This window comes from Mesorhizobium sp. BR1-1-2 (assembly GCF_020165435.1).
GTDB lineage: Bacteria > Pseudomonadota > Alphaproteobacteria > Rhizobiales > Rhizobiaceae > Mesorhizobium.
In genome coordinates this window covers 160729-178717 of record NZ_JAIUID010000003.1, presented here as the reverse complement: position 1 = coordinate 178717, position 17989 = coordinate 160729, and the positions used below count along the sequence as shown (strand labels likewise).

Genomic DNA, 17989 nt, shown 5'->3' with positions numbered 1-17989 from the left:
CAAGCGTGAAGACACCGGCCGACATCATCACCCGGTTGCAGCTGATGTCGCAGGACGGCACCAAGTCGGATCGGCGGCTGGCCGGCCTGGTCCTGTCCGATCTCGATTTCGCCTCCAAGGCGGCGATCTCGGAGATCGCTGCGCGCGTCGGCGTCAGCGAGCCGACGGTGACCCGCTTCTGCCGCAATCTCGGCTGCGAAGGCCTGCGCGACTTCAAGTTCTACCTGGCGCAGGCGATCGCCATCGGCGGACAGTATCTGTCGCCCGAGCCGCTGAGCCGCGACGCCCGTGAGCAGCGCATCGCATCGGCCATCACCGAGGCGGCGATATCGGCCATCCAGCGCGCCAGCGAAAACCTCGACATGACGACGCTGGTCGACGTCGCCGCGCGCATTGCCACGTCAGGCAACGTGCTGTGTGTCGGCTCCGGCGGCATTTCCTCGATGATGGCGACCGAAATGCAAAACAGGCTGTTCAGGCTGGGCCTGCCGGTGCTGGCGCAGATCGACGGGCAATTGCAGCGCATGTACGCCGCCGTGGCCACGCCCGACACCACTCTGGTCGCCTTCTCGGTTTCCGGCTATGCACGGTCGGTCATCGAGGCGGTGCAGGTCGCGCAGCAATATGGCGCTACAACGGTCGCCGTCACCGCGCCGGACTCGGCATTGGCCAGGGCCGCCGACACCGTCATCCATTTGCAGCCGCTCGAGGACGGCAACATCTATAAGCCGACATCGTCGCGCTATGCGCTGCTGGCGATCGTCGACATGATCGTCACGTCGGTGGCCGAGACGCGCGGCCCGAAGGTGCTGGAGAATTTGCGCCGCATCAAGCAGAGCGTGAACACGCTGAAGGTCGACGATCCGCGTTTGCCGCTGGGCGATTGAACTTCAGGCCGAAGCACTGAGCGCCTCGATACGCTGCATCAGCATCTGGGGTTCACCCGTCACGCGCAGCGTCTTGAGCCGTGCCGTGGCGCCAGCGACAACCGAAACGGCCGAGGCCGGCACGCCGAGCGTCTTGGCGGCCAGCTTCTCCAGCGCTTGATTGGCGGCGCCGTTTTCGGGCACGGCGCGGACCCGTGCCTTCACATGACTTCGCCCGTCAGCCGATGTCTCGATGCCTTCGAACCTGTCAATGGAAGACTTCGGCGTCAGCCGGACAAACAGCTCGATGCCGTTCTCGCGGATGCGGAACGGGGCACTCATGCGATCGTCGGGTTCACAGCACCAGCGGTGCCACGGTAGTGAGCAGGAACTGCCTGAGGAAGAACAGGATCAGCAGCAGGATGATCGGCGAGATGTCGATACCGCCAAGGTCCGGCATGAAACGGCGGATCGGCCGCAGCGCCGGCTCGGTCAGGCGGTAGAGCATGTTGCCGATGCTGCCGACAAACTGGTTGCGCGAGTTGACGACGTTGAAGGCGTAGAGCCAGGAAAAGATCGCCGAGATGATGATGACCCACCAATAGAGGTCGAGCGCCATGACGATTGTTTGAATGAGGGCGAGCATGCCGGTCTCCAATTGTTGCCGACATGTAGCCATTGCGCGCGAAACCGGCAAGGGCAGGCTTCGGCCGCCAGGATTTCGGCAAAACGTCGCCTTGACAGAAAACTGCCGTGCCCGATAAATGCGCCATCCGCTGGACGGGGCTGTAGCTCAGCTGGGAGAGCGCGTCGTTCGCAATGACGAGGTCAGGGGTTCGATCCCCCTCAGCTCCACCAGCGGAATAATCCATTTTCCGTTTGTCGCTGCGTTGCAACAGCCGAAGCCACGTCGGGTGGCTACGGTGCGAAATGTCACGACACCGGCGCTCCTTTCGGCCCGCCACGGTCGATTGCGAGAGCCTCCCGGGGCAAACGCCTGTCAATTGGACTTATGACGGTGATCGCTATCGAATCGCGCTATTTTTTTTGGAATCCACCCCATTAGAGTGGCATTACCAAATCAGTTTTTTCTGTGTGTTGTAGCAAGGCGTTTCGGTGGGGGCGGCTGAAGGCGCTATACGGATTTGGAAGTCGATATGAAGAACCCGCCCGCGGAAGCAAAACGTGTCAATTCGCGAGTATCTCGCTGCAAATCTCAGACGGCTCTGTAAGGAGCATGCCTCGGTAAGCGCGGTATGCCGGGAACTGGGCATCAATCGCACGCAGTTCGAACGCTACCTTCAGGGACAGACCGTTCCGAACAAAGCGACAGCCAAGCTGATCTGCGAGTATTTCCGCATCGACGAAGCCGAATTGTACCGGGAACCGGGCGCGCCGAAGCCTACGGTTCGCGGCCTGCCACCGATTTCCGAAAGCCTGTTCAATCAAATGATCCGGCCGCCTGCCCCGTCGATCGCGGGCGGCACCTACTTCACCTATTTTTCGATCCCGGCCCGCCCCGACCTGTTGATGCGATCGGTGACCTTCGTGCGGCGCGACGCCGAACTGGTGACGTTCCGAAGGGTCACTGGATGGTCGGAGCGCCGGGGAACGACATGGGCGCGGGCGCGCGGCAATCATTACGGCGTGGCGATCTCGCGCCTGAACTGGATCTACTTCAGCGGCGTCAATCGCCGCCAGACCGGTGAACCATCGCTGATCTCGGTGCAGTGGGCTCCCATCTCGGAACCGGTGCTGATCGGCAAGGCCATGCTTCTAACGGAAGCCGGGCCGGCCTTCGTGTCGGTCATCATGCGGCAGGACGTATCCATCCGCCCGCGGCAGGCGATCCGCATGGCGCACGTCGTCAAGCTCGACGACCCGAGCCTCGACCAGCTCGTGGTCAGCCTCGCGCGGGACGGGCTGGACTGACCGTGTCAGAATCTTCCCTTGTTACGCTAAATAAGAATAATCCTATCCGGAAAGAGCGTATGCCGGCCATCATCTACTCCGTATATGAGTAAAATCGATTTTTGTACTTTAAGGCCATGAAAGATAATTTAGATTAATTCAGTTTTACTACTATTTTAACAAACCATTAACTCTTTCGATCTTACCTTCCGCCCGTGGATCCCGTTTTGGGGATCTTTTCAACAGATCCCATTTTGGGGTCAGGAAGGGATGAAAATGGCGAAGAAAGTGAACGCTGCTTCGAAGCTGACGATTGCCGCAGGCACCCAGACCGTCTTCTTTTCGCAGGGCATGCACTACAACAAGCGCTGAGCTGCCCGAGGCGCCGGCGACGGTTGTTCGTCGGCGCCTCGCCTTCGCAATGACATTTCTGCATTCGGCTTTCGGCATCATGAAAATGCGCTCCGCAAAAACGCTTGTCTTCTATCCCGACGCCAACAAGGTCACTGCGTGCAATTTCCTGACCAGAAGCGTGTTCGAATGCAGTTCCGAGGTGATCGGTCTTCTCGCATCCTGGGACAAATGGGCATCCGCGGCGGAGATCGCGCGGGACCACGGATGGTCGCGATCAGAGCTGGATGCCGTCATCCCCCAATTGCTCGATTTTTCCGCACTGGTGACCGCCGGGTCGCAACTGGCCGAACAGGAGAGCCAATTCTCGGGACAATGGAGTTGGGGCATTCCGACCGCGCTGATGCATTTCTGCGTGCAGGACAGCGAGTTCATGACCATCGAACAGGCGGAGGCACGACAGATCGAACGCGCAGGTCACAGCGTGCAGCCCGACCTCGTGCTCAGGAATTCCGCGGCGGCCATCCGGCTGCCGAACGCGCTCGACGACAATGAACTCCTTGCCCTGATGGCGCAGCGCCGCACCAACCGAACGGCGGCGGCGCCCACCATCACCGCGAAACAGCTTTCCGACTGCCTGTTCGCGGGCATGGGCATAACCGGCGAAACCAGCAACTGCGTCGGCGCCCTGCCGCTGGGCATGACCCCTTCCGGCGGCGCCAGAAACCCCTATGAAGCCTATGTGGTTGCGCTGTCGGTGGAAGGGCTGGAGCCCGGCGTCTACCACTACTCCGCTGCCGGACACGATCTTGAAAGGATTTCGGCGAACCACCTGCCGAAGATCTCCGAGCTGGTCGGCGGACAGGAATGGGCCGACACCATGCCCTGCCTGGTCCTGCTTTGCGCCAGGCTCGACCGCACCATGTGGAAGTATGAGGACGCCAACGCCTATCGTGTCGTGCTGATCGAAGCCGGCCATATCGGCCAGAACATGATGCTGGCGGCGACCAGGCACGGCCTGTCGGCCTGCCCGACCGCGGCACTCAGCCACTCCGCGATCAAGCGCCTGCTCGGCCTCGACCGCCTCACCGACGCGCCCATCTACGCCTTGACCCTGTCTGTCCCGGAGACCAATCCGCGTCCGGCAGCGCGGTCAATCAATTAACCGATTGATTATGTTCAGAGTGCCCGGTGAGGGGTCCCCTGAATTCCACCACATAACAGGAGCAGCACGTGGCCAACCAATCCCTACGCCAGTCGGAGATCGATAGTCTCCAATACATCGCGTCGATGGCCAATGAGCTGGTGCAGATGGCCGAAGCAAGCCGTTTCCCCATGATCTCCTATCTGCTGGGCATGGCTTATGCCGAGGCCTTCGACGTCCTTCGCGGCGCCCGGCCGGTGAGGCATCCGCAGCTCAGCGGCAATCCGATGCACCCCAAGGCGCAGGCGAAAGACAATCGCGCCCAGCCGAGGAGGGCATAGCCAGATGAAGCCATCATCTCTGTGGGTAATGGCGTGCCCGGGACGTGCGCTGCAAGGCCTGCTGCCTTCCTTGAAGAAGGCCGCCGTCGGCTTGACCGCATCGAGATGGCCCATTTGGTTGGAACACGCGGGCGCAGAGGCAACATCATCCAAGGCCGGCCGATGCCGCGCGATCGCCGCAATGATCGCCCGCAGCCCGCCGAACCGGCATTTATGCACGACGATCTGAGGGGAATCCACAAATGAACATGATCGCAGCCATCAAAAGCGCCGACGTCGGTGAAAGCGTCTTCAGCCGCCTCCATGCCCTGATCGCCAGCCGGCCGGCATCGCCGGATGCGGCGCGCCTTCAAGCCCGCCAACTGGTTTCCACGGCAATCGCCGACACCTGGCAGGCCGACAGTCTCTGGGGCGCGGTGGATGCCTTCCACGCCCATTTCGACTTCATGATGCAGACCATCGAGATCAACGGCGCCGGCGATCCGAACCTCCGGATCCTGCGCACGAGATGCCGCTTCTACCTCGAGCAGGTAGAGGCTCTGTGTCTGTCGATGAGCTATCGGTAGGCCGATTGTTCGACCTTGCTTTGATCCATGTATGTCGTTTCTCCCGAACCGGGTTCAGTTTTGGGCGGCATGCATCAATTCCGAAGGCTGAATACGAACGGCGCCGTGCGGCTGACGCGCGAACCGAGCTCGGGCGGCGGCGGCGGCACGGTGGCGCCCTGCAGCACGGCGAGCGCGGCGCGGTCGAGATCGGGGTCGCCCGAGGAGCGGACGACGCGCGCCGACGTCACCCGGCCCGAGGCGTCCACCGTGAAGGTGACGTTCGCATTGCCTTGCGAGCGTCGCGATTTCGCGGCGCTCGGGTAGCGCGTATGCCGCTTGATCCATGACAGCAGCCGCGATTCCCATTTGGCCGGGCTGACGCCGGACGCCCCGGACGCCGATTTCGGCGCGGCTGTCCTGACGGCGGGCTTTGCCTCCGCGCTCGCGGCGGTTACCGTCTTCGGCGGTGCCGTCTTCTCCTTCTCCTTCTTCGGCTTCGGCCTGGGCTTCTCGACGGGCTTTTTCACCTTGGCCTGCACGGGTTTCTTATCCCTGGGCGTCTCGACCGGTTTCGGCTGCGGCAGCGGCACTACGACGTCGGGCGCGACCGTCGAGGCGATATCAGGGACGACCTCTTCGAGCGGTGGTTGGTCGACCGGATCAGCCGTCGCCGTCTCAGTCGGTTCGGTTGCATCAGGCGGCGGCGCATCCGGCTCGGCAACGGGCTCTGCTTGCTCTGCCACTTTCTCGGGCTCGGCTTCGGGCGCCTTTTCGGTCTCCTCGACCGGCTCGGCCTGGTCTGGCACAGCCGCGTCCAGCATCGCGGCCAGTGCGGGCACGGCCGGCGTCACCACCATCGGCGCCATCTCGATCACCAGCGCCGGCGGCGGCCCGCCATCCGCCGGGTCGACCGGGCTGAAGCTCTGCACCGCATAGGCGACCGCAACATGCGCGCCAAGCACCAGCGCGGCCGCAACCGCCCACAGGCCGAGGTCGCGCCAGCCGAGGCGTGACAGCTCCACCGTGGGCGAGGCGGCCGCTTGCCCGGTCATGGACCAGCGGCTCCGCCTGGCGCCGCTGCGGGAGCATCGCCGGCGGGCGCAGCCTCCAGGCCGACCAGGGCGATCTTCAGATAGCCGGCGCCGCGCAGCAGGTTCATCGCCTCCATCAGGTCGCCATAGGCAACCGACTTGTCGGCGCGAAGGAAGATGCGCGTCTGCTTGTCGCCTTTGGTCCTGCCGTCCAGCGTGGCGGCGAAAACCTGGCGCGGCACGGTTTCGTTGCCGATCGCCAGCGTGAGATCATCCTTCAATGTCAGGAACAGCGGCGTCTCGGGCCGGGGCGCCGGCGTCGCGGTCGAGCCCGGCAGGTCGACATTGACATCCACCGTCGCCAAGGGCGCCGCGACCATGAAGATGATTAGCAGCACCAGGATGACGTCGATGAAGGGCGTGACATTGATCTCGTGGCTTTCCTCGAGATCGTCGTCCATGGTCTGACGGATGCGGCTGCCCATGGTCTTGCCCCGCTACTGCGCCGCCAGCGCCGTTGCCGGCGCCACCGTGCGGAAATCGAGGTCGCGGCTGACCAGCCGCTCGACGCCAGCCGAGGCATCGGCGAGGATCTGCCGGTAGCCGGCTATCGAGCGCGCAAAGACGTTGTAGATGACGACGGCCGGTATCGCGGCGACGAGCCCCATGGCGGTGGCGAGCAGGGCTTCGGCAATGCCCGGCGCCACCACCGCCAGGTTGGTGGTCTGCGCCTGCGAAATGCCGATGAAGGCGTTCATGATGCCCCACACGGTGCCGAACAGGCCGACGAAAGGCGCTGTCGAGCCGATCGTCGCCAGCAGTCCTGTGCCGCGCGACATGCGTCGCGCCGCCGCCGCCTCGATGCGTGACAGGCGCGAGGCCACCCGTTCCTTCAGCCCGTCGCCGCCGGCATGGTCGAGCGCGCCGGCCGAAAGTGCTGCTTCTTCCTCCGCCGCCCGCACCAGCAGGGCGCCGGTGCCGCCGTTACGGCCGAGCGCATGGCTGGCCTGCTTCAGCGTCGCGGCATTGCCGATGGCGCGCGCGGCGCGACGGGCGCCGAGCTTGCCGGCAAGCACTTCCAGCGATTTAGCCAGCCATATCGTCCAGGTGACGAGCGAGGCGAAGGCCAACCCGATCATCACCGCCTTGACGATGATGTCGGCCGCCATGAACATGCCCCATGGCGACAGATCGTGCGGCAAGGTGAGCGCCGGCGTCGTCGAGGGCTCGGCCGCCGTGCCGGCCCCGGCTTGCGGCTGTGCAGGCGCCGCGGCTCCCACGGGGGCGGCAGGCGCGGCCGGCGCATTGAGGGCAGGCGCCGATGGTGCCGGCGCCGTGATGGTGGCGGGCACGCCGCTTGCCGGCTGTTCCTGTGCCGGAGCGCTGGCGGCCGTCAGCATGGCGGATGCAAACAGGGCTGCGGCCAAACCGGTTCTCGACATCGCCTTCTTCCTTGTTCTCACAGCCACCAGCCTTTCCTCGCGACAGTCCCGAAGCGTCACTGGAGGTAGCCGACTGGCTGGCCGGTGACGGGGTGCGCGAACACCCCCATCTCCACCCCGAAAATGCCCTTGAGCACATCGCCTTGCATGATCTCGCCGGGCGGGCCGCGCGTCAGCAGCCTGCCGTCCTTCAGGGCGATCAGCTCGTCGCAATAGCGCGCCGCCATGTTGGGATCGTGCAGCACCACGACGACGCAGAGGTCGCGCTTGCGGCTGAGTTCCCTGACCAGCCCAAGCACCTCGACCTGGTGGGCGATGTCGAGCGCCGAGATAGGCTCATCGAGCAGCATGACGCCGGCGTTCTGCGCCACCAGCATGGCGAGCCAGGCGCGCTGGCGCTCGCCGCCCGACAGCTCGTCGACCAACCGGTCGGCAAAGCCGGCCATGTCGGTCAGATCAAGCGCTTCCTCGACATGCCGTCTGTCGTCCTGGCCGAAGCGGCCGAGCGCGCCATGCCAGGGATAACGTCCGAGCGCTGCCAGCTCGCGCACGGTCAAGCCGGTCGCCGCCGGCGTCGTCTGCGGCAGATAGGCAAGCGCCCGCGCCAGTTCGCGCGCACCCCACTGCGCCAAAGGCCGCCTTGCGAAGGTGATGGCGCCAGAGCTTGCCGGCTGCTGGCGCGCCAAAAGCTTGACCAGCGTCGACTTGCCGGACCCGTTGTGACCGATTAATCCGTAGACGCGCGCGCGCCGCAATTCGAGCGAAACCGGACCGAGCAGCGTCCGCTCGCCCACGGCAAAGCGCACCGCGTCGATGTGGAAAGCAGTCTGGCTGTCGGCTCCGGTCAAGGTCCATCTCCAGTATGGCTGCGGGCATCAATCCGATTTTCGGGCAACCGTACCCGGTTGACTATGAAACATGACTGTGCTAGTCAACAATTAAGTCGATTTTTGCGTCAACAAAATATCGTGACGCCTGATGCCGCTTTGAATTTCAGGCAACGAAGCGTTTCCGTGAAGCGATGAACCGCTCTAAGGTCTTCGCTGAAACAGGAAACCGCGCATGATCAAGGCGACACCCTTCGATTTCCCCTATGACGGCAGGCTTGTGGCCGAGAACACCGCGCTGGTCGTGATCGACCTGCAGCAGGATTTCCTGTCGACGACGGGTTACTTCGCTAGGAAGGGATATGATCCCTCGCCGTTGAGAGCGATCCTGCCCGCGGTGAGTCGGCTGATCGCCGCTGCCCGCGAGGCGGGCGTCAGCATCGTCCATACAAGGCAGGGCTACCGGGCCGACATGGCCGACATGACACCTTACGAGAAATGGCGCCGCGGGCGGGCCGGCCTCGACGGCACCGAGATCCTGCTTCGTTCGGGTCCGGGTTTTCAGATCGTTCCGGAAATCGACGTCGCGCCGCAGGACATCATCGTCGACAAGACCTGCAACGGCGCCTTCACCTATACGGATTTCGAGCTCGTGCTGCGCGCGCGAGGCATCACGCATCTTCTGTTTTGCGGATGCACGACGGATGTCTGCGTGCACACGACGCTGCGCGAAGCCTGCGATCGCAACTTCCAGTGCCTGACGATCTCCGACGCCTGCGCCAGCGGCGACAGACGGGCGCATGAGGCGGCACTTCACATGGTGACGGTCGAAGACGGCGTCTTTGGCGCGCTGGCGGATTCGGGTGCGGTCATCGAAGGCCTGTCGCGGCTGGGTGGCGAGGATCGCCAATAAATTCCGTTCAGCCCGTTGCCCGTGTTTCCAGTCCCGTGCGCTGCGCGAAGGCCCCGTGCTGGAATTCGCCGTCCTCGCGCCGCGCCAGCGAATTGCGCAGCAGCGCGATCGTCTCGCGGCCGACTGTCGCGATCTCGCGCGGCGTGTCGACGCCGACGATCATGAATTCATCGATGCCGAGAGCCGCGTAAGCAAGCAGCGACAGGGCGGCCTGGGCCGGCGGACCGGAGACATCGACCGCCTTGTGCACTGCCGAGGAAACTCCCCGGTGGATGCGGACCGGAAGGGCGAAGCGCAGTCTGGCGGCCCGGCCATGTTCGGCGGCGGCGCCGCGCACCCGCTCCATCAACCGCCTGACATCGTCGATCGAACCGGGCGCCAGTTCGAAGACGTCGGCATGCCGGCCGGCCACTCTCAGCGCCGTGCCGGATTGCCCGCCCATGCGGATGACGAGGTCGGCACCATGTGGCCCCTTGCGCGGAACAAAGCCGCCCATGATGCTGTAGAACGCGCCTTCATGGTCGAAAGGCCGCTCGTTCGACCATAGCCGCTTCAACAGAACCAGATATTCGTCGATGCGCTGCCAGATGACACCGTGTCCGACCGGGCGCGTTTCGGCATCGTCGTCGCTCAACGGCTCGCTGATCATCCTGAGCGCCAGGCGGCCGCCGCTGCGGGCGTCGATCGAGGCAAGCTGCCGCGCCGCCACGGTCGGTTCTACCACGCCGGCCCAATGGGTGAGGACCACTTCCAGCGACGAGCTGCGGTCCAGCACCTGGGCGGCAAGATCCATATTGGTGAGCAAGCCGGCCGGATCGTCGACCACGAGGTTGCGGAAACCGCCATCCTCGATCAGCGCCAGCCTGGTCGCCGTCTCGGCAAAGTCGTAGAAAAAGGAAACTGCGCTATCGGCAGGATGGGTCTTGCCGGGGACATGCGTGAATTCGATCGGCATTGCCATCTCCTCCATCTCTGGAATCACGGATGCGGTCAAATACGAATCAATGGCGCACGCGAAAGCGCACCGTGATCCGGTTCATTCAACTCCGATTGCCTGAAGGCGGTGGGTCGTCAGCCTGGCCGGACCACGGCTCAGGGAATGAGGCCCAGAACAACAGCCCCGGTGAACACGAACGCAAGGGCAAAGACGACATAGGCGAAAGCGCCGGCATAGGCCGGGCGAAAGCTCTGGGCATTGGCCAGCCTCTGGCCGCTGCTGCGGGTCTCGGTGTTCTGCATATAGGACATGTCGACCTCCGTCTCGGCGGTTAATCTATAAAAGTTGTAGACTTTGTCGATTGCTATTTTTCGGCCCTGCGCAGAATTTTTTTCTAATAGTGCCGTGAAAATTGGCGCTGAGTTGCTGCAGAGCGGCATCGACCTAATCGACGGACACGGCAGTGTCGGTTTCGCTTCCGGCGCTGGACGGAGCTTCACTTGCTGATCCATTCGTGCATTGGCGCGCCCCGCGTGGGCAGGATAGCATCGCGGCAGAGCGACAATGCGAGATCGTCCAAAGGACATTTAGGAGGAGCAAGGAAATGGGAGCAAGACTGGCCGGCAAGGTCGCCATCGTTTCGGGCGGCGCGACGGGAATGGGCGGGGCGGCCTCGGAACTGTTCGCGGCGGAAGGCGCAAAGGTGGCGATCATCGACCGCAATGGCGAAGCGGCGGCAGCCACCGCCGCGGCGATCCGGGCGCGCGGCCAAATCGCGGAGCATTTTGTCGCCGACGTTTCCGACGAGGCGCAGGTCGAGGCGGCCGTGAAGGGCGCGGCCGAGAAGTTCGGCGCGGTTACCGTCCTGTTCAATCATGCCGGCACCATCGTGATAAAGCCGTTCCTGAGACCAGCGTGCAGGAATGGGATTGGCTGCATGCCATCAACGTGCGCTCAATGTTCCTGATGACCCGCGCCGTGCTGCCCGGCATGATCGCGGCCGGCGGCGGCTCGATCGTCTGCACCTCATCGATCTCAGCGGTGGCGGCGACGCCGAACGAAGTGCTCTACGACACCACCAAGGGCGCCTGTCACATGTTCGCGCGCGCCATCGCCGTGGAGTTCCGCGACCGCAACATCCGCTGCAACGCCGTCTGCCCCGGCTTCATCCGCACACCGCATGGCCTGCGCGAGGTCGCCGATCTGGGCAAGCTCGGCGTCGATGTGTCCGACGCGGCGTTGGCTGCACAGCAGGGGCGGATCGGCGAACCGGAAGAGGTGGCAAAGGCGGCGCTGTACCTCGCCAGCGACGAGTCGAGCTTCGTCAACGGGGCCCATCTGTTCGTCGACAATGGTTTTACCGCGATGTGAGGTGTCCCACGGTCCAGGGTCTTCATCCCAACCCCTACTCGTCTATCGTTCTTCCCGTCTAAACGGCTTCAGCAGCGCCGACGGCGCCACCGCATTGCGCGACATCACCGCCATGGCGACGATAGTGAAGATGAAGGGCAGCATCAGGAACGCCTCGTAGGGGATATGCCCGAGACCACTCGCCTGCATGCGCAACTGCAAGGCATCGACAAAGGCGAATAGCAGCGCGGCGCCCGCCGAGCGCCACGGATCCCAGCGGCCGAACACGACGAGTGCGATCGCCACCCAGCCGCGCCCGGAGACGACGCCGAAGGTGAAGGCGTTGAACTGCGCCATCGACAGGAAGGCGCCGGCCAGCCCCATCAGCGCGCCACCCAGGATAACCGCCTGGAATCGTGTGGCGATGACGCTGACGCCGGCCGAGTCCGCGGCTCGCGGGTTTTCGCCGACCATGCGCACCGACAGGCCCCATGGCGTGCGATAGAGCACGAAGGCAGCGAGCGGTATGGCCAGGATCGCCATGTAGACCAGTGTGAACTGGTTGAACACCGCCGGGCCAAGCACGGGAATGTCGGAGAGGATCGGGATCGGCAGCGGCTGAAAACCCTTGATGCTCGGCGGCACCGATTGCTGGCCGAAGATCAGCCGGTAGAGGAAATAGGCCAGACCCGACGAAAGCAGCGTCACGCCGATGCCGCAGACATGCTGGCTCAAGCCGAGCGCCACCGTGAACAGCGCATGCAGCGCCCCCATCAACATGCCGGTGAGCACCGCCGCCAGGACGCCCAGCCACAGGTTGCCGCTGAGGCTGGCGGCGGTGAAGCCGGTCATGGCCGACAACAGCATGATGCCTTCGATACCGAGATTGAGCACGCCGGCGCGCTCGGAGAACATTTCGCCGAGCGTGGCGAAAGCCAAGGGCGTGGCGATGCGGATGATGGCGGCCAAGAAGCCGACCTGGAAGATCTGTTCGAACACCGCGCTCATTGGGCGGCTCCGACGCGGCGGATGCGATAGGCGGTGAACAATAGCGCCACCAGCATGGCAAGCAGTGCCGTGCCCTGGATGACCTCGCTGAGGAAGGCTGGCACGCCGGTCGCGCGCGACATCGCCTCGGCGCCGGTCATCACGGCAGCCAGGAAGATCGCGGCCGGCACCACGCCGAGCGGGTTGAGCCGCGCCAGCATGGCAACGACGATGCCGGAATAGCCGTAGCCCGGCGAGATGTCGCTCATCACCTGGAAATGCACGCCGCCGACCTCGCCGACGCCGGCGAGGCCCGCCAGCGCACCAGAGAGCAGCGCCGTCGAGAGCAGCACCCGCTGGACATTGATGCCGCCATATCTGGCCGCTTCCGGATTCTCGCCGGTGACCCGGATCCGGAAGCCGAGCGTGGTGCGCACGATCAGGAACCAGATCAACGGTGCCGCGATAAGCGCGGCGATGACGCCGAGATGCAGCCGCGTGCCCTCGATCAGCACCGGGAAATTGGCCGAATCCTCAATCGGCGGCGAGATCGGATAGCCGCTGAAACTATCCTTCCACGGCCCTTCGATCAGCGCCATCAGCGCATAATAGATGACCGAATTGAGCAGCAGCGAACTGACGACGTCGTCGACCTTGAATTTCACCCGCAGCGTTGCCGGCACGAGCGCGACGGCTGCACCGGCCGCAGCGCCTGCCAGCGCCATCAAAAGCATGGCGAGCGATCCCGGCATCGGGATCGCGCCGACGAAGCAGCTCGCCACCGCGCCGGCCAGCAATTGCCCTTCGGCGCCGATGTTCCAGAATTTGGCGCGGAAGGCGACAGCTACCGCCAGCCCGGTGAAGATCATGGGTGCGGCCCGCACCAGCGTTTCGGTGATCGCATAGCTGTCGCCGAGCGACGCCGTGAACATAACGCCGTAGGATTCAAGCACGCCGGCGCCGGCAAGCGCGATCAGGCCGCTGCACAGCACCAGCGCCGCACCGATCGCCAGCAGCGGCAAAGCCAGGTTGAACCAGGCTGGCGTCGAGTTGCGGACTTCGAGGCGGAACATCAGCTATGGCCCTCCGCCCCGGTCATCAGCAGCCCCAGCCGTGCGATCGTCGCATCGGCGCTGGGAAGCGTGCCGGCGATGCGCCCCTCATACATCACCGCGATGTGGTCGCACAGCACAAGCAACTCCTCCAGATCCTCGCCGATGACGATGATGCCGCAGCCCTTGGCGCGCATGTCGAGGAATTTCTCATGGATGAAGCGGGCGGCTCCGATATCGAGGCCGCGTGTCGGCTGCGAGACGACAAGCACCTTCGGATCGAAGGCGAGTTCGCGCGCCAAAAGCGCTTTCTGCAAATTGCCGCCGGACAGCGCACCGGCACGCGTCATCGGCCCGGGGCACCTGATATCATAGGCCTTGATCTGCGCCTCGGCGAAAGCGCGGATCGCATCCGGCTCGAGCAGGCCCTTGCTGCTGAAAGCGGCGGTGCCGATGCGCGGCAGCACCATGGAATCGGCGAGCGGCAAATTGGTGACCAGCCCGGTTGTCATGCGGTCTTCCGGGATGCGGCCAAGGCCCAGCGCCTGCACCTCGCGCGGCGAGAAGCGAGACACTTTCTGTCCCGCAATCGTCATCAGGCCTGCATCGGGGGCTCGCACGCCCGAGATCACCTCCGCCAGCGCCCGCTGGCCATTGCCGGAGACACCGGCAATGCCGAGGATCTCGCCGGCGCGCACGGAAAGCGACACATCGCGCAGCGGCGTGCCCGAATGGCTCGAGGTGGAAATGCCGTCGAGAGTGAGCACCGCTGCCCCCGGCGTCGACGGCCCCTTGGCCGGCGGCACGATCTCGTGGCCGCACATCAGTCGCGCCATTTCCGCCGACGTGGTGTTGGCCGGATCATCGACGCGGCCGGCGACGCGGCCATGCCGCAGCACCGTGCAGCGGTGGGTGAGCGCGCGCACCTCGTTGAGTTTGTGCGAGATGAAGATGATGCCCAGACCCTGCGCCGCCATCGACCGCAAGGCCGAAAACAGCCCGTCGACTTCGCTCGGCGCCAGCACCGCGGTCGGCTCGTCGAGAATCAGCAGTTTTGCGCCACGAAACAGCGCCTTGACGATCTCGAGACGTTGCTGCTCTCCGACAGACAGCGCCGAGACCGGCAGGCTGGGATCGAGTGTCAGCCCGTGCTGGCGGCTGATTTCGGCCAGCCGCGCCAGTCCGCCGGACCGGTCGATCCGTCCGGACTTGCCTGGTATGCCGACAAGCAGGTTTTCCAGCACCGTAAGCCGTGGCGCCAGGTGAAAATGCTGGTGCACCATGCCGATACCCGCGGCCAGCGCATCGGCCGAACTGGTGATCCGCACCTTCCGACCCTGGATGAGGATCTCGCCGGCGTCGGGCGCATAGGCGCCGAACAGCACGTTCATCAGCGTCGTTTTTCCGGCGCCGTTCTCGCCCAGCAGGCCGAGGATCTCGCCGGGCGCGACGCTGAGGTCGACGGCTTCGTTCGCCTTGACGGCGCCGAAACTCTTGGTGATGCCACGCATTTCGATGAGGGGGGCGGGCAAGGGGGAATCCTGGTGAGAATTGGCTTTGCGATTCAGTCCGATAGGGATGCGCTGCTCCCCCCTCTGGCCTGCCGGCCATCTCCCCTCAAGGGGGGAGATCAGATGTCACTTCGGCTTTCGCCAATCTGCACCGTTTGAAGAGACAAGCACCACCGACGAAGCTGCCAATCTCCCCCTCGAGGGGGAGATGTCCGGCAGGACATAGGGGCGCCACGCGCCAACCCCTCAATTAGCGACACTCAATCCGAGACCGGCGTATTCTCGTCGACATCCACCCGGAAATTGCCTTCGAGAATCTCGGCCTTCTTCTTCTCGACCATGTCCTTGACCTCGGCTGGCAGCGTCTTGTCGAACTTGTGGTAAGGCGCGAGGTGAGAACCGCCCTTGGCCATGCGCGAGAAATCGCCATAGTCCTGCGCCGTGAAGACGCCGGCCTTCACCAACTTGATCGCCTGTTCGATGGTCGGATACATGTCCCAGACCGGGCCGGTAATGACGGTGTCGGGGCCAAGGCTCGACTGATCGGACATGTTGGAGATGGCGTAGATCTTTTTCTCCACCGCCGCTTCGATGACACCGAAACGCTCGGCATAGATGACGTCGACGCCGGCGTCGATCTGTGCCACCGCCGCTTCCTTGGCCTTGGGCGGATCAAAGAAGGAACCGATGAAGGCGACCTTCTTCTTGATGTTCGGATTGACCTCCTTGGCGCCGGCGAAGAAGGCGTTGACCAGCCGGTTGACCTCCGGAATGCCCATCGCCGCGACGGCGCCGATCGTGCCCGACTTCGACATCTTGCCGGCGATCATGCCAGAGAGATAGGCGGGCTCGTGGATCCAATTGTCGAAGACGCCGAAATTCGGCTCCGCCGGCCCAGCGCCGGAGCCGAACAGCCAGGCAGTCTTCGGGAACTGCTTGGCCGTGCGGCGCGATTCACGCTCGGCGGCGAAGGCATCGCCCAGCACCAGTTCATAGCCGCCCTGTGCATATTCGCGCATGACGCGGCTGAAGTCGGCGGTCTGTACCTTCTCCGACCATTTATACTCGATGCCGAGTTCCTTCTCGGCCTTCTGCAAAGCGACATGGATCTGGTTGTCCCACGGCTCCTCGATGGGCGTGGCGAAGATCGCCGCCACTTTCAGCTTCTTGTCCTTGGCGAAGGCGGCGCCCGGCAGCATCGCCGCAGCCAGGCCAAGCGCGCCCAGCTCCAGCACGTTGCGCCGCGAAAGGCCTTCGCGCGTCGAATGAGATTTGTTCTTCCGGTTTTCCATTGCAGTCCCCTCTGTTCGACAGCCGTGTCGAGCCGGCCGTTCTAAAAATCAGACGGGGAACTATGGAACGGGTCCGGACTTTTGTCCACATGGTCAAATTTGGCAGATCGATCATATCCGCTCTCCTGGACTAGCCGGGAGGGTGATTGTTCAGACCCGTTCGAGCGCGATGGCGATGCCCTGGCCGACGCCGATGCACATCGTCGCCAGCGCGTAACGGCCGCCGCGTTCGCGCAGCTCCAGCGCCGCCGTGCCGGAGATGCGCGCGCCCGACATGCCCAAGGGGTGGCCGAGCGCGATGGCGCCGCCATTCGGGTTGACGTGCGGCGCATCCTCCGCGATGCCGAGCTGGCGCAGCACGGCGATGCCTTGCGAGGCGAAGGCTTCGTTGAGCTCGATGACGTCGAACTGTTTTGGCGTCAGGCCAACCCGCGCGCACAGTTTTTGCGTTGCCGGCGCCGGGCCGATGCCCATGATGCGTGGTGCAACACCAGCGGCGGCGCCGCCGAGGACGCGGGCGATCGGCGTCAGGCCGTATTTCCTGGCCGCCGCTTCCGAAGCGACGATCAGCGCCGCCGCGCCGTCATTGACGCCCGACGCATTGCCGGCCGTCACTGTGCCGCCTTGGCGGAAAGGCGTCGGCAATTTGGCGAGCGCTTCCACCGTGGTACCGGTGCGTGGGTGCTCATCTCGTGAAACGACCACCGCATCGCCCTTGCGCTGCGGGATCGTAACCGGCGTGATTTCCTTCGCCAGCCGGCCATTGGCCTGCGCGGCGACGGCCTTGTCCTGGCTGCGCACCGCGAAAGCGTCCTGGTCCGCGCGTGAAACCGAAAAATCCTCGGCGACGTTCTCGCCGGTCTCGGGCATGGAATCGACGCCATACTGGTTTTTCATCAGCGGGTTGACGAAGCGCCAGCCGATCGTGGTGTCGTAGATCTCGGCATTGCGTGAAAACGCCGTGTCGGCCTTGGGCATGACGAAGGGCGCGCGGCTCATCGATTCGATGCCGCCGGCGATCATCAGTTCGGCCTCGCCAGCCCTGATTGCGCGGGCGGCGATGGTCAGCGCATCCATGCCGGAGCCGCACAGGCGGTTGACGGTCGAGCCGGGGATTTCCTTCGGCAGGCCGGCCAGCAGCAGCGCCATGCGCGCCACGTTGCGGTTGTCCTCGCCGGCCTGGTTGGCGCAGCCATAGACAACGTCGTCGACCGCCTGCCAGTCGACGCCGGCATTGCGCTCGACCAGCGCCTTCAGCGGAATGGCGCCGAGGTCGTCGGTGCGCACCCGGGATAGCGAGCCGCCAAAGCGCCCGATCGGCGTGCGGATATAGTCGCAGATAAAAGCCTCGGCCATGTCAGGCAGCTCTCCCATTTCCCTCATGCGCCGCCTTGGTGCGGGCGTGCGGGTCGCGCAATGTCTTCAGTTCGAGTTCGCCTGGCGCCCGCGTTTCGTCAAGCGCCTGCGCGAACTTAAGCAGCCAGCC

19 protein-coding genes, 1 tRNA gene and 1 pseudogene are annotated in these 17989 nt (G+C 64.3%); 8 read left to right on the top strand and 13 right to left on the bottom strand.

The features are described 5' to 3' along the window. The first annotated feature begins 5 nt into the window (after window positions 1-5). On the top strand, window positions 6-887 hold the full coding sequence (locus LB551_RS07375) for a MurR/RpiR family transcriptional regulator (RefSeq protein ID WP_140492512.1): 882 nt from the start codon (window positions 6-8) through the stop codon (window positions 885-887). Window positions 888-890: 3 nt separating this feature from the next. Here LB551_RS07375 and LB551_RS07370 read toward each other — a convergent pair whose 3' ends face one another. Beyond that, window positions 891-1208 (bottom strand): DUF167 domain-containing protein, encoded by a 318-nt coding sequence (locus LB551_RS07370; protein ID WP_224658682.1) that lies wholly within the window; start codon window positions 1206-1208, stop codon window positions 891-893. A 13-nt stretch (window positions 1209-1221) separates the two neighbouring features. Beyond that, the gene (locus LB551_RS07365; RefSeq protein WP_140492518.1) at window positions 1222-1512 is read right to left on the bottom strand and encodes a YggT family protein; all 291 of its coding nucleotides are present in this window, start codon (window positions 1510-1512) and stop codon (window positions 1222-1224) included. A 136-nt stretch (window positions 1513-1648) separates the two neighbouring features. Between LB551_RS07365 and LB551_RS07360 the strand changes: the two genes are divergently transcribed. The 5 genes from LB551_RS07360 to LB551_RS07340 all read left to right on the top strand — a co-directional run bounded on the left by LB551_RS07360 (window position 1649) and on the right by LB551_RS07340 (window position 5179). Next, window positions 1649-1724: transfer RNA gene (locus LB551_RS07360), tRNA-Ala, on the top strand. A 327-nt stretch (window positions 1725-2051) separates the two neighbouring features. Beyond that, window positions 2052-2798 (top strand): helix-turn-helix domain-containing protein, encoded by a 747-nt coding sequence (locus LB551_RS07355; protein ID WP_224658681.1) that lies wholly within the window; start codon window positions 2052-2054, stop codon window positions 2796-2798. A 400-nt stretch (window positions 2799-3198) separates the two neighbouring features. Beyond that, window positions 3199-4293: a SagB/ThcOx family dehydrogenase gene (locus LB551_RS07350; protein ID WP_224658680.1), complete on the top strand. Its 1095-nt coding sequence runs from the start codon at window positions 3199-3201 to the stop codon at window positions 4291-4293. Window positions 4294-4361: 68 nt separating this feature from the next. After that, window positions 4362-4613, top strand: coding sequence for a hypothetical protein (locus LB551_RS07345; RefSeq protein ID WP_224658679.1), 252 nt, complete (start codon window positions 4362-4364; stop codon window positions 4611-4613). A 242-nt stretch (window positions 4614-4855) separates the two neighbouring features. Continuing rightward, window positions 4856-5179 (top strand): hypothetical protein, encoded by a 324-nt coding sequence (locus LB551_RS07340; RefSeq protein WP_224658678.1) that lies wholly within the window; start codon window positions 4856-4858, stop codon window positions 5177-5179. 74 nt (window positions 5180-5253) lie between these two features. Here the strand turns inward: LB551_RS07340 and LB551_RS07335 are convergent, their stop codons facing one another. The 4 genes from LB551_RS07335 to LB551_RS07320 are packed head-to-tail and all read right to left on the bottom strand — an operon-like array spanning window position 5254 to window position 8482. Next, window positions 5254-6213: a TonB family protein gene (locus LB551_RS07335; protein WP_224658677.1), complete on the bottom strand. Its 960-nt coding sequence runs from the start codon at window positions 6211-6213 to the stop codon at window positions 5254-5256. Further along, a complete protein-coding gene (gene exbD, locus LB551_RS07330) occupies window positions 6210-6677 on the bottom strand; it encodes a TonB system transport protein ExbD (RefSeq protein ID WP_224658676.1) in 468 nt (155 codons plus the stop codon). Before exbD ends, LB551_RS07335 begins: the two co-directional genes overlap by 4 nt. Window positions 6678-6689: 12 nt before the next feature. Further along, window positions 6690-7634, bottom strand: a complete 945-nt coding sequence (exbB, locus tag LB551_RS07325) for a tonB-system energizer ExbB (RefSeq protein ID WP_224658675.1) — start codon at window positions 7632-7634, stop codon at window positions 6690-6692. A gap of 56 nt (window positions 7635-7690) precedes the next feature. Continuing rightward, on the bottom strand, window positions 7691-8482 hold the full coding sequence (locus tag LB551_RS07320) for an ATP-binding cassette domain-containing protein (protein ID WP_224658674.1): 792 nt from the start codon (window positions 8480-8482) through the stop codon (window positions 7691-7693). Between the two features lie 214 nt (window positions 8483-8696). On the opposite strand from LB551_RS07320, the gene LB551_RS07315 reads away from it, so the two are divergent. Then, window positions 8697-9374 carry a cysteine hydrolase family protein gene (locus tag LB551_RS07315; protein WP_140550650.1) on the top strand — a complete coding sequence of 226 codons (678 nt, stop codon included), beginning with the start codon at window positions 8697-8699 and terminating at the stop codon, window positions 9372-9374. 7 nt (window positions 9375-9381) lie between these two features. Here the strand turns inward: LB551_RS07315 and LB551_RS07310 are convergent, their stop codons facing one another. Together LB551_RS07310 and LB551_RS07305 are read right to left on the bottom strand one after the other, a co-directional pair. Next, the gene (locus LB551_RS07310) at window positions 9382-10329 is read right to left on the bottom strand and encodes an LLM class flavin-dependent oxidoreductase (RefSeq protein WP_224658673.1); all 948 of its coding nucleotides are present in this window, start codon (window positions 10327-10329) and stop codon (window positions 9382-9384) included. Between the two features lie 137 nt (window positions 10330-10466). Then, window positions 10467-10622, bottom strand: coding sequence for a hypothetical protein (locus tag LB551_RS07305; protein WP_140492547.1), 156 nt, complete (start codon window positions 10620-10622; stop codon window positions 10467-10469). Window positions 10623-10915: 293 nt separating this feature from the next. Here LB551_RS07305 and LB551_RS07300 point away from each other — a divergent pair. Continuing rightward, a pseudogene (locus LB551_RS07300) lies at window positions 10916-11682 on the top strand (SDR family NAD(P)-dependent oxidoreductase). 42 nt (window positions 11683-11724) lie between these two features. Here LB551_RS07300 and LB551_RS07295 read toward each other — a convergent pair. The 5 genes from LB551_RS07295 to pcaF all read right to left on the bottom strand — a co-directional run bounded on the left by LB551_RS07295 (window position 11725) and on the right by pcaF (window position 17859). Continuing rightward, a complete protein-coding gene (locus LB551_RS07295) occupies window positions 11725-12669 on the bottom strand; it encodes an ABC transporter permease (protein WP_224658672.1) in 945 nt (314 codons plus the stop codon). Beyond that, window positions 12666-13721 carry an ABC transporter permease gene (locus LB551_RS07290; protein WP_224658671.1) on the bottom strand — a complete coding sequence of 352 codons (1056 nt, stop codon included), beginning with the start codon at window positions 13719-13721 and terminating at the stop codon, window positions 12666-12668. Before LB551_RS07290 ends, LB551_RS07295 begins: the two co-directional genes overlap by 4 nt. Continuing rightward, window positions 13721-15232 (bottom strand): ABC transporter ATP-binding protein, encoded by a 1512-nt coding sequence (locus tag LB551_RS07285; RefSeq protein ID WP_224658670.1) that lies wholly within the window; start codon window positions 15230-15232, stop codon window positions 13721-13723. The genes LB551_RS07290 and LB551_RS07285 overlap by 1 nt, the downstream gene beginning before the upstream one ends. A 239-nt stretch (window positions 15233-15471) precedes the next feature. Next, entirely contained in the window at window positions 15472-16503 is a 1032-nt protein-coding gene (locus LB551_RS07280; protein WP_224658669.1) for a BMP family protein, read from the bottom strand. 150 nt (window positions 16504-16653) lie between these two features. Continuing rightward, window positions 16654-17859: a 3-oxoadipyl-CoA thiolase gene (pcaF, locus tag LB551_RS07275; protein ID WP_224658668.1), complete on the bottom strand. Its 1206-nt coding sequence runs from the start codon at window positions 17857-17859 to the stop codon at window positions 16654-16656. Window positions 17860-17989: the final 130 nt, after the last annotated feature.

Excerpts from the sequence above, each read along its gene's own strand:
- LB551_RS07335 (WP_224658677.1), bottom strand. The coding sequence starts at position 6,213 with ATGACCGGGCAAGCGGCCGCCTCGCCCACGGTGGAGCTGTCACGCCTC.
- LB551_RS07295 (WP_224658672.1), bottom strand. The coding sequence starts at position 12,669 with ATGAGCGCGGTGTTCGAACAGATCTTCCAGGTCGGCTTCTTGGCCGCC.
- pcaF (WP_224658668.1), bottom strand. The coding sequence starts at position 17,859 with ATGGCCGAGGCTTTTATCTGCGACTATATCCGCACGCCGATCGGGCGC.
- LB551_RS07290 (WP_224658671.1), bottom strand. The coding sequence starts at position 13,721 with ATGTTCCGCCTCGAAGTCCGCAACTCGACGCCAGCCTGGTTCAACCTG.
- LB551_RS07280 (WP_224658669.1), bottom strand. The coding sequence starts at position 16,503 with ATGGAAAACCGGAAGAACAAATCTCATTCGACGCGCGAAGGCCTTTCG.
- exbD (WP_224658676.1), bottom strand. The coding sequence starts at position 6,677 with ATGGGCAGCCGCATCCGTCAGACCATGGACGACGATCTCGAGGAAAGC.
- LB551_RS07310 (WP_224658673.1), bottom strand. The coding sequence starts at position 10,329 with ATGCCGATCGAATTCACGCATGTCCCCGGCAAGACCCATCCTGCCGAT.
- LB551_RS07365 (WP_140492518.1), bottom strand. The coding sequence starts at position 1,512 with ATGCTCGCCCTCATTCAAACAATCGTCATGGCGCTCGACCTCTATTGG.
- LB551_RS07340 (WP_224658678.1), top strand. The coding sequence starts at position 4,856 with ATGAACATGATCGCAGCCATCAAAAGCGCCGACGTCGGTGAAAGCGTC.
- exbB (WP_224658675.1), bottom strand. The coding sequence starts at position 7,634 with ATGTCGAGAACCGGTTTGGCCGCAGCCCTGTTTGCATCCGCCATGCTG.
- LB551_RS07315 (WP_140550650.1), top strand. The coding sequence starts at position 8,697 with ATGATCAAGGCGACACCCTTCGATTTCCCCTATGACGGCAGGCTTGTG.
- LB551_RS07350 (WP_224658680.1), top strand. The coding sequence starts at position 3,199 with ATGACATTTCTGCATTCGGCTTTCGGCATCATGAAAATGCGCTCCGCA.
- LB551_RS07305 (WP_140492547.1), bottom strand. The coding sequence starts at position 10,622 with ATGTCCTATATGCAGAACACCGAGACCCGCAGCAGCGGCCAGAGGCTG.
- LB551_RS07370 (WP_224658682.1), bottom strand. The coding sequence starts at position 1,208 with ATGAGTGCCCCGTTCCGCATCCGCGAGAACGGCATCGAGCTGTTTGTC.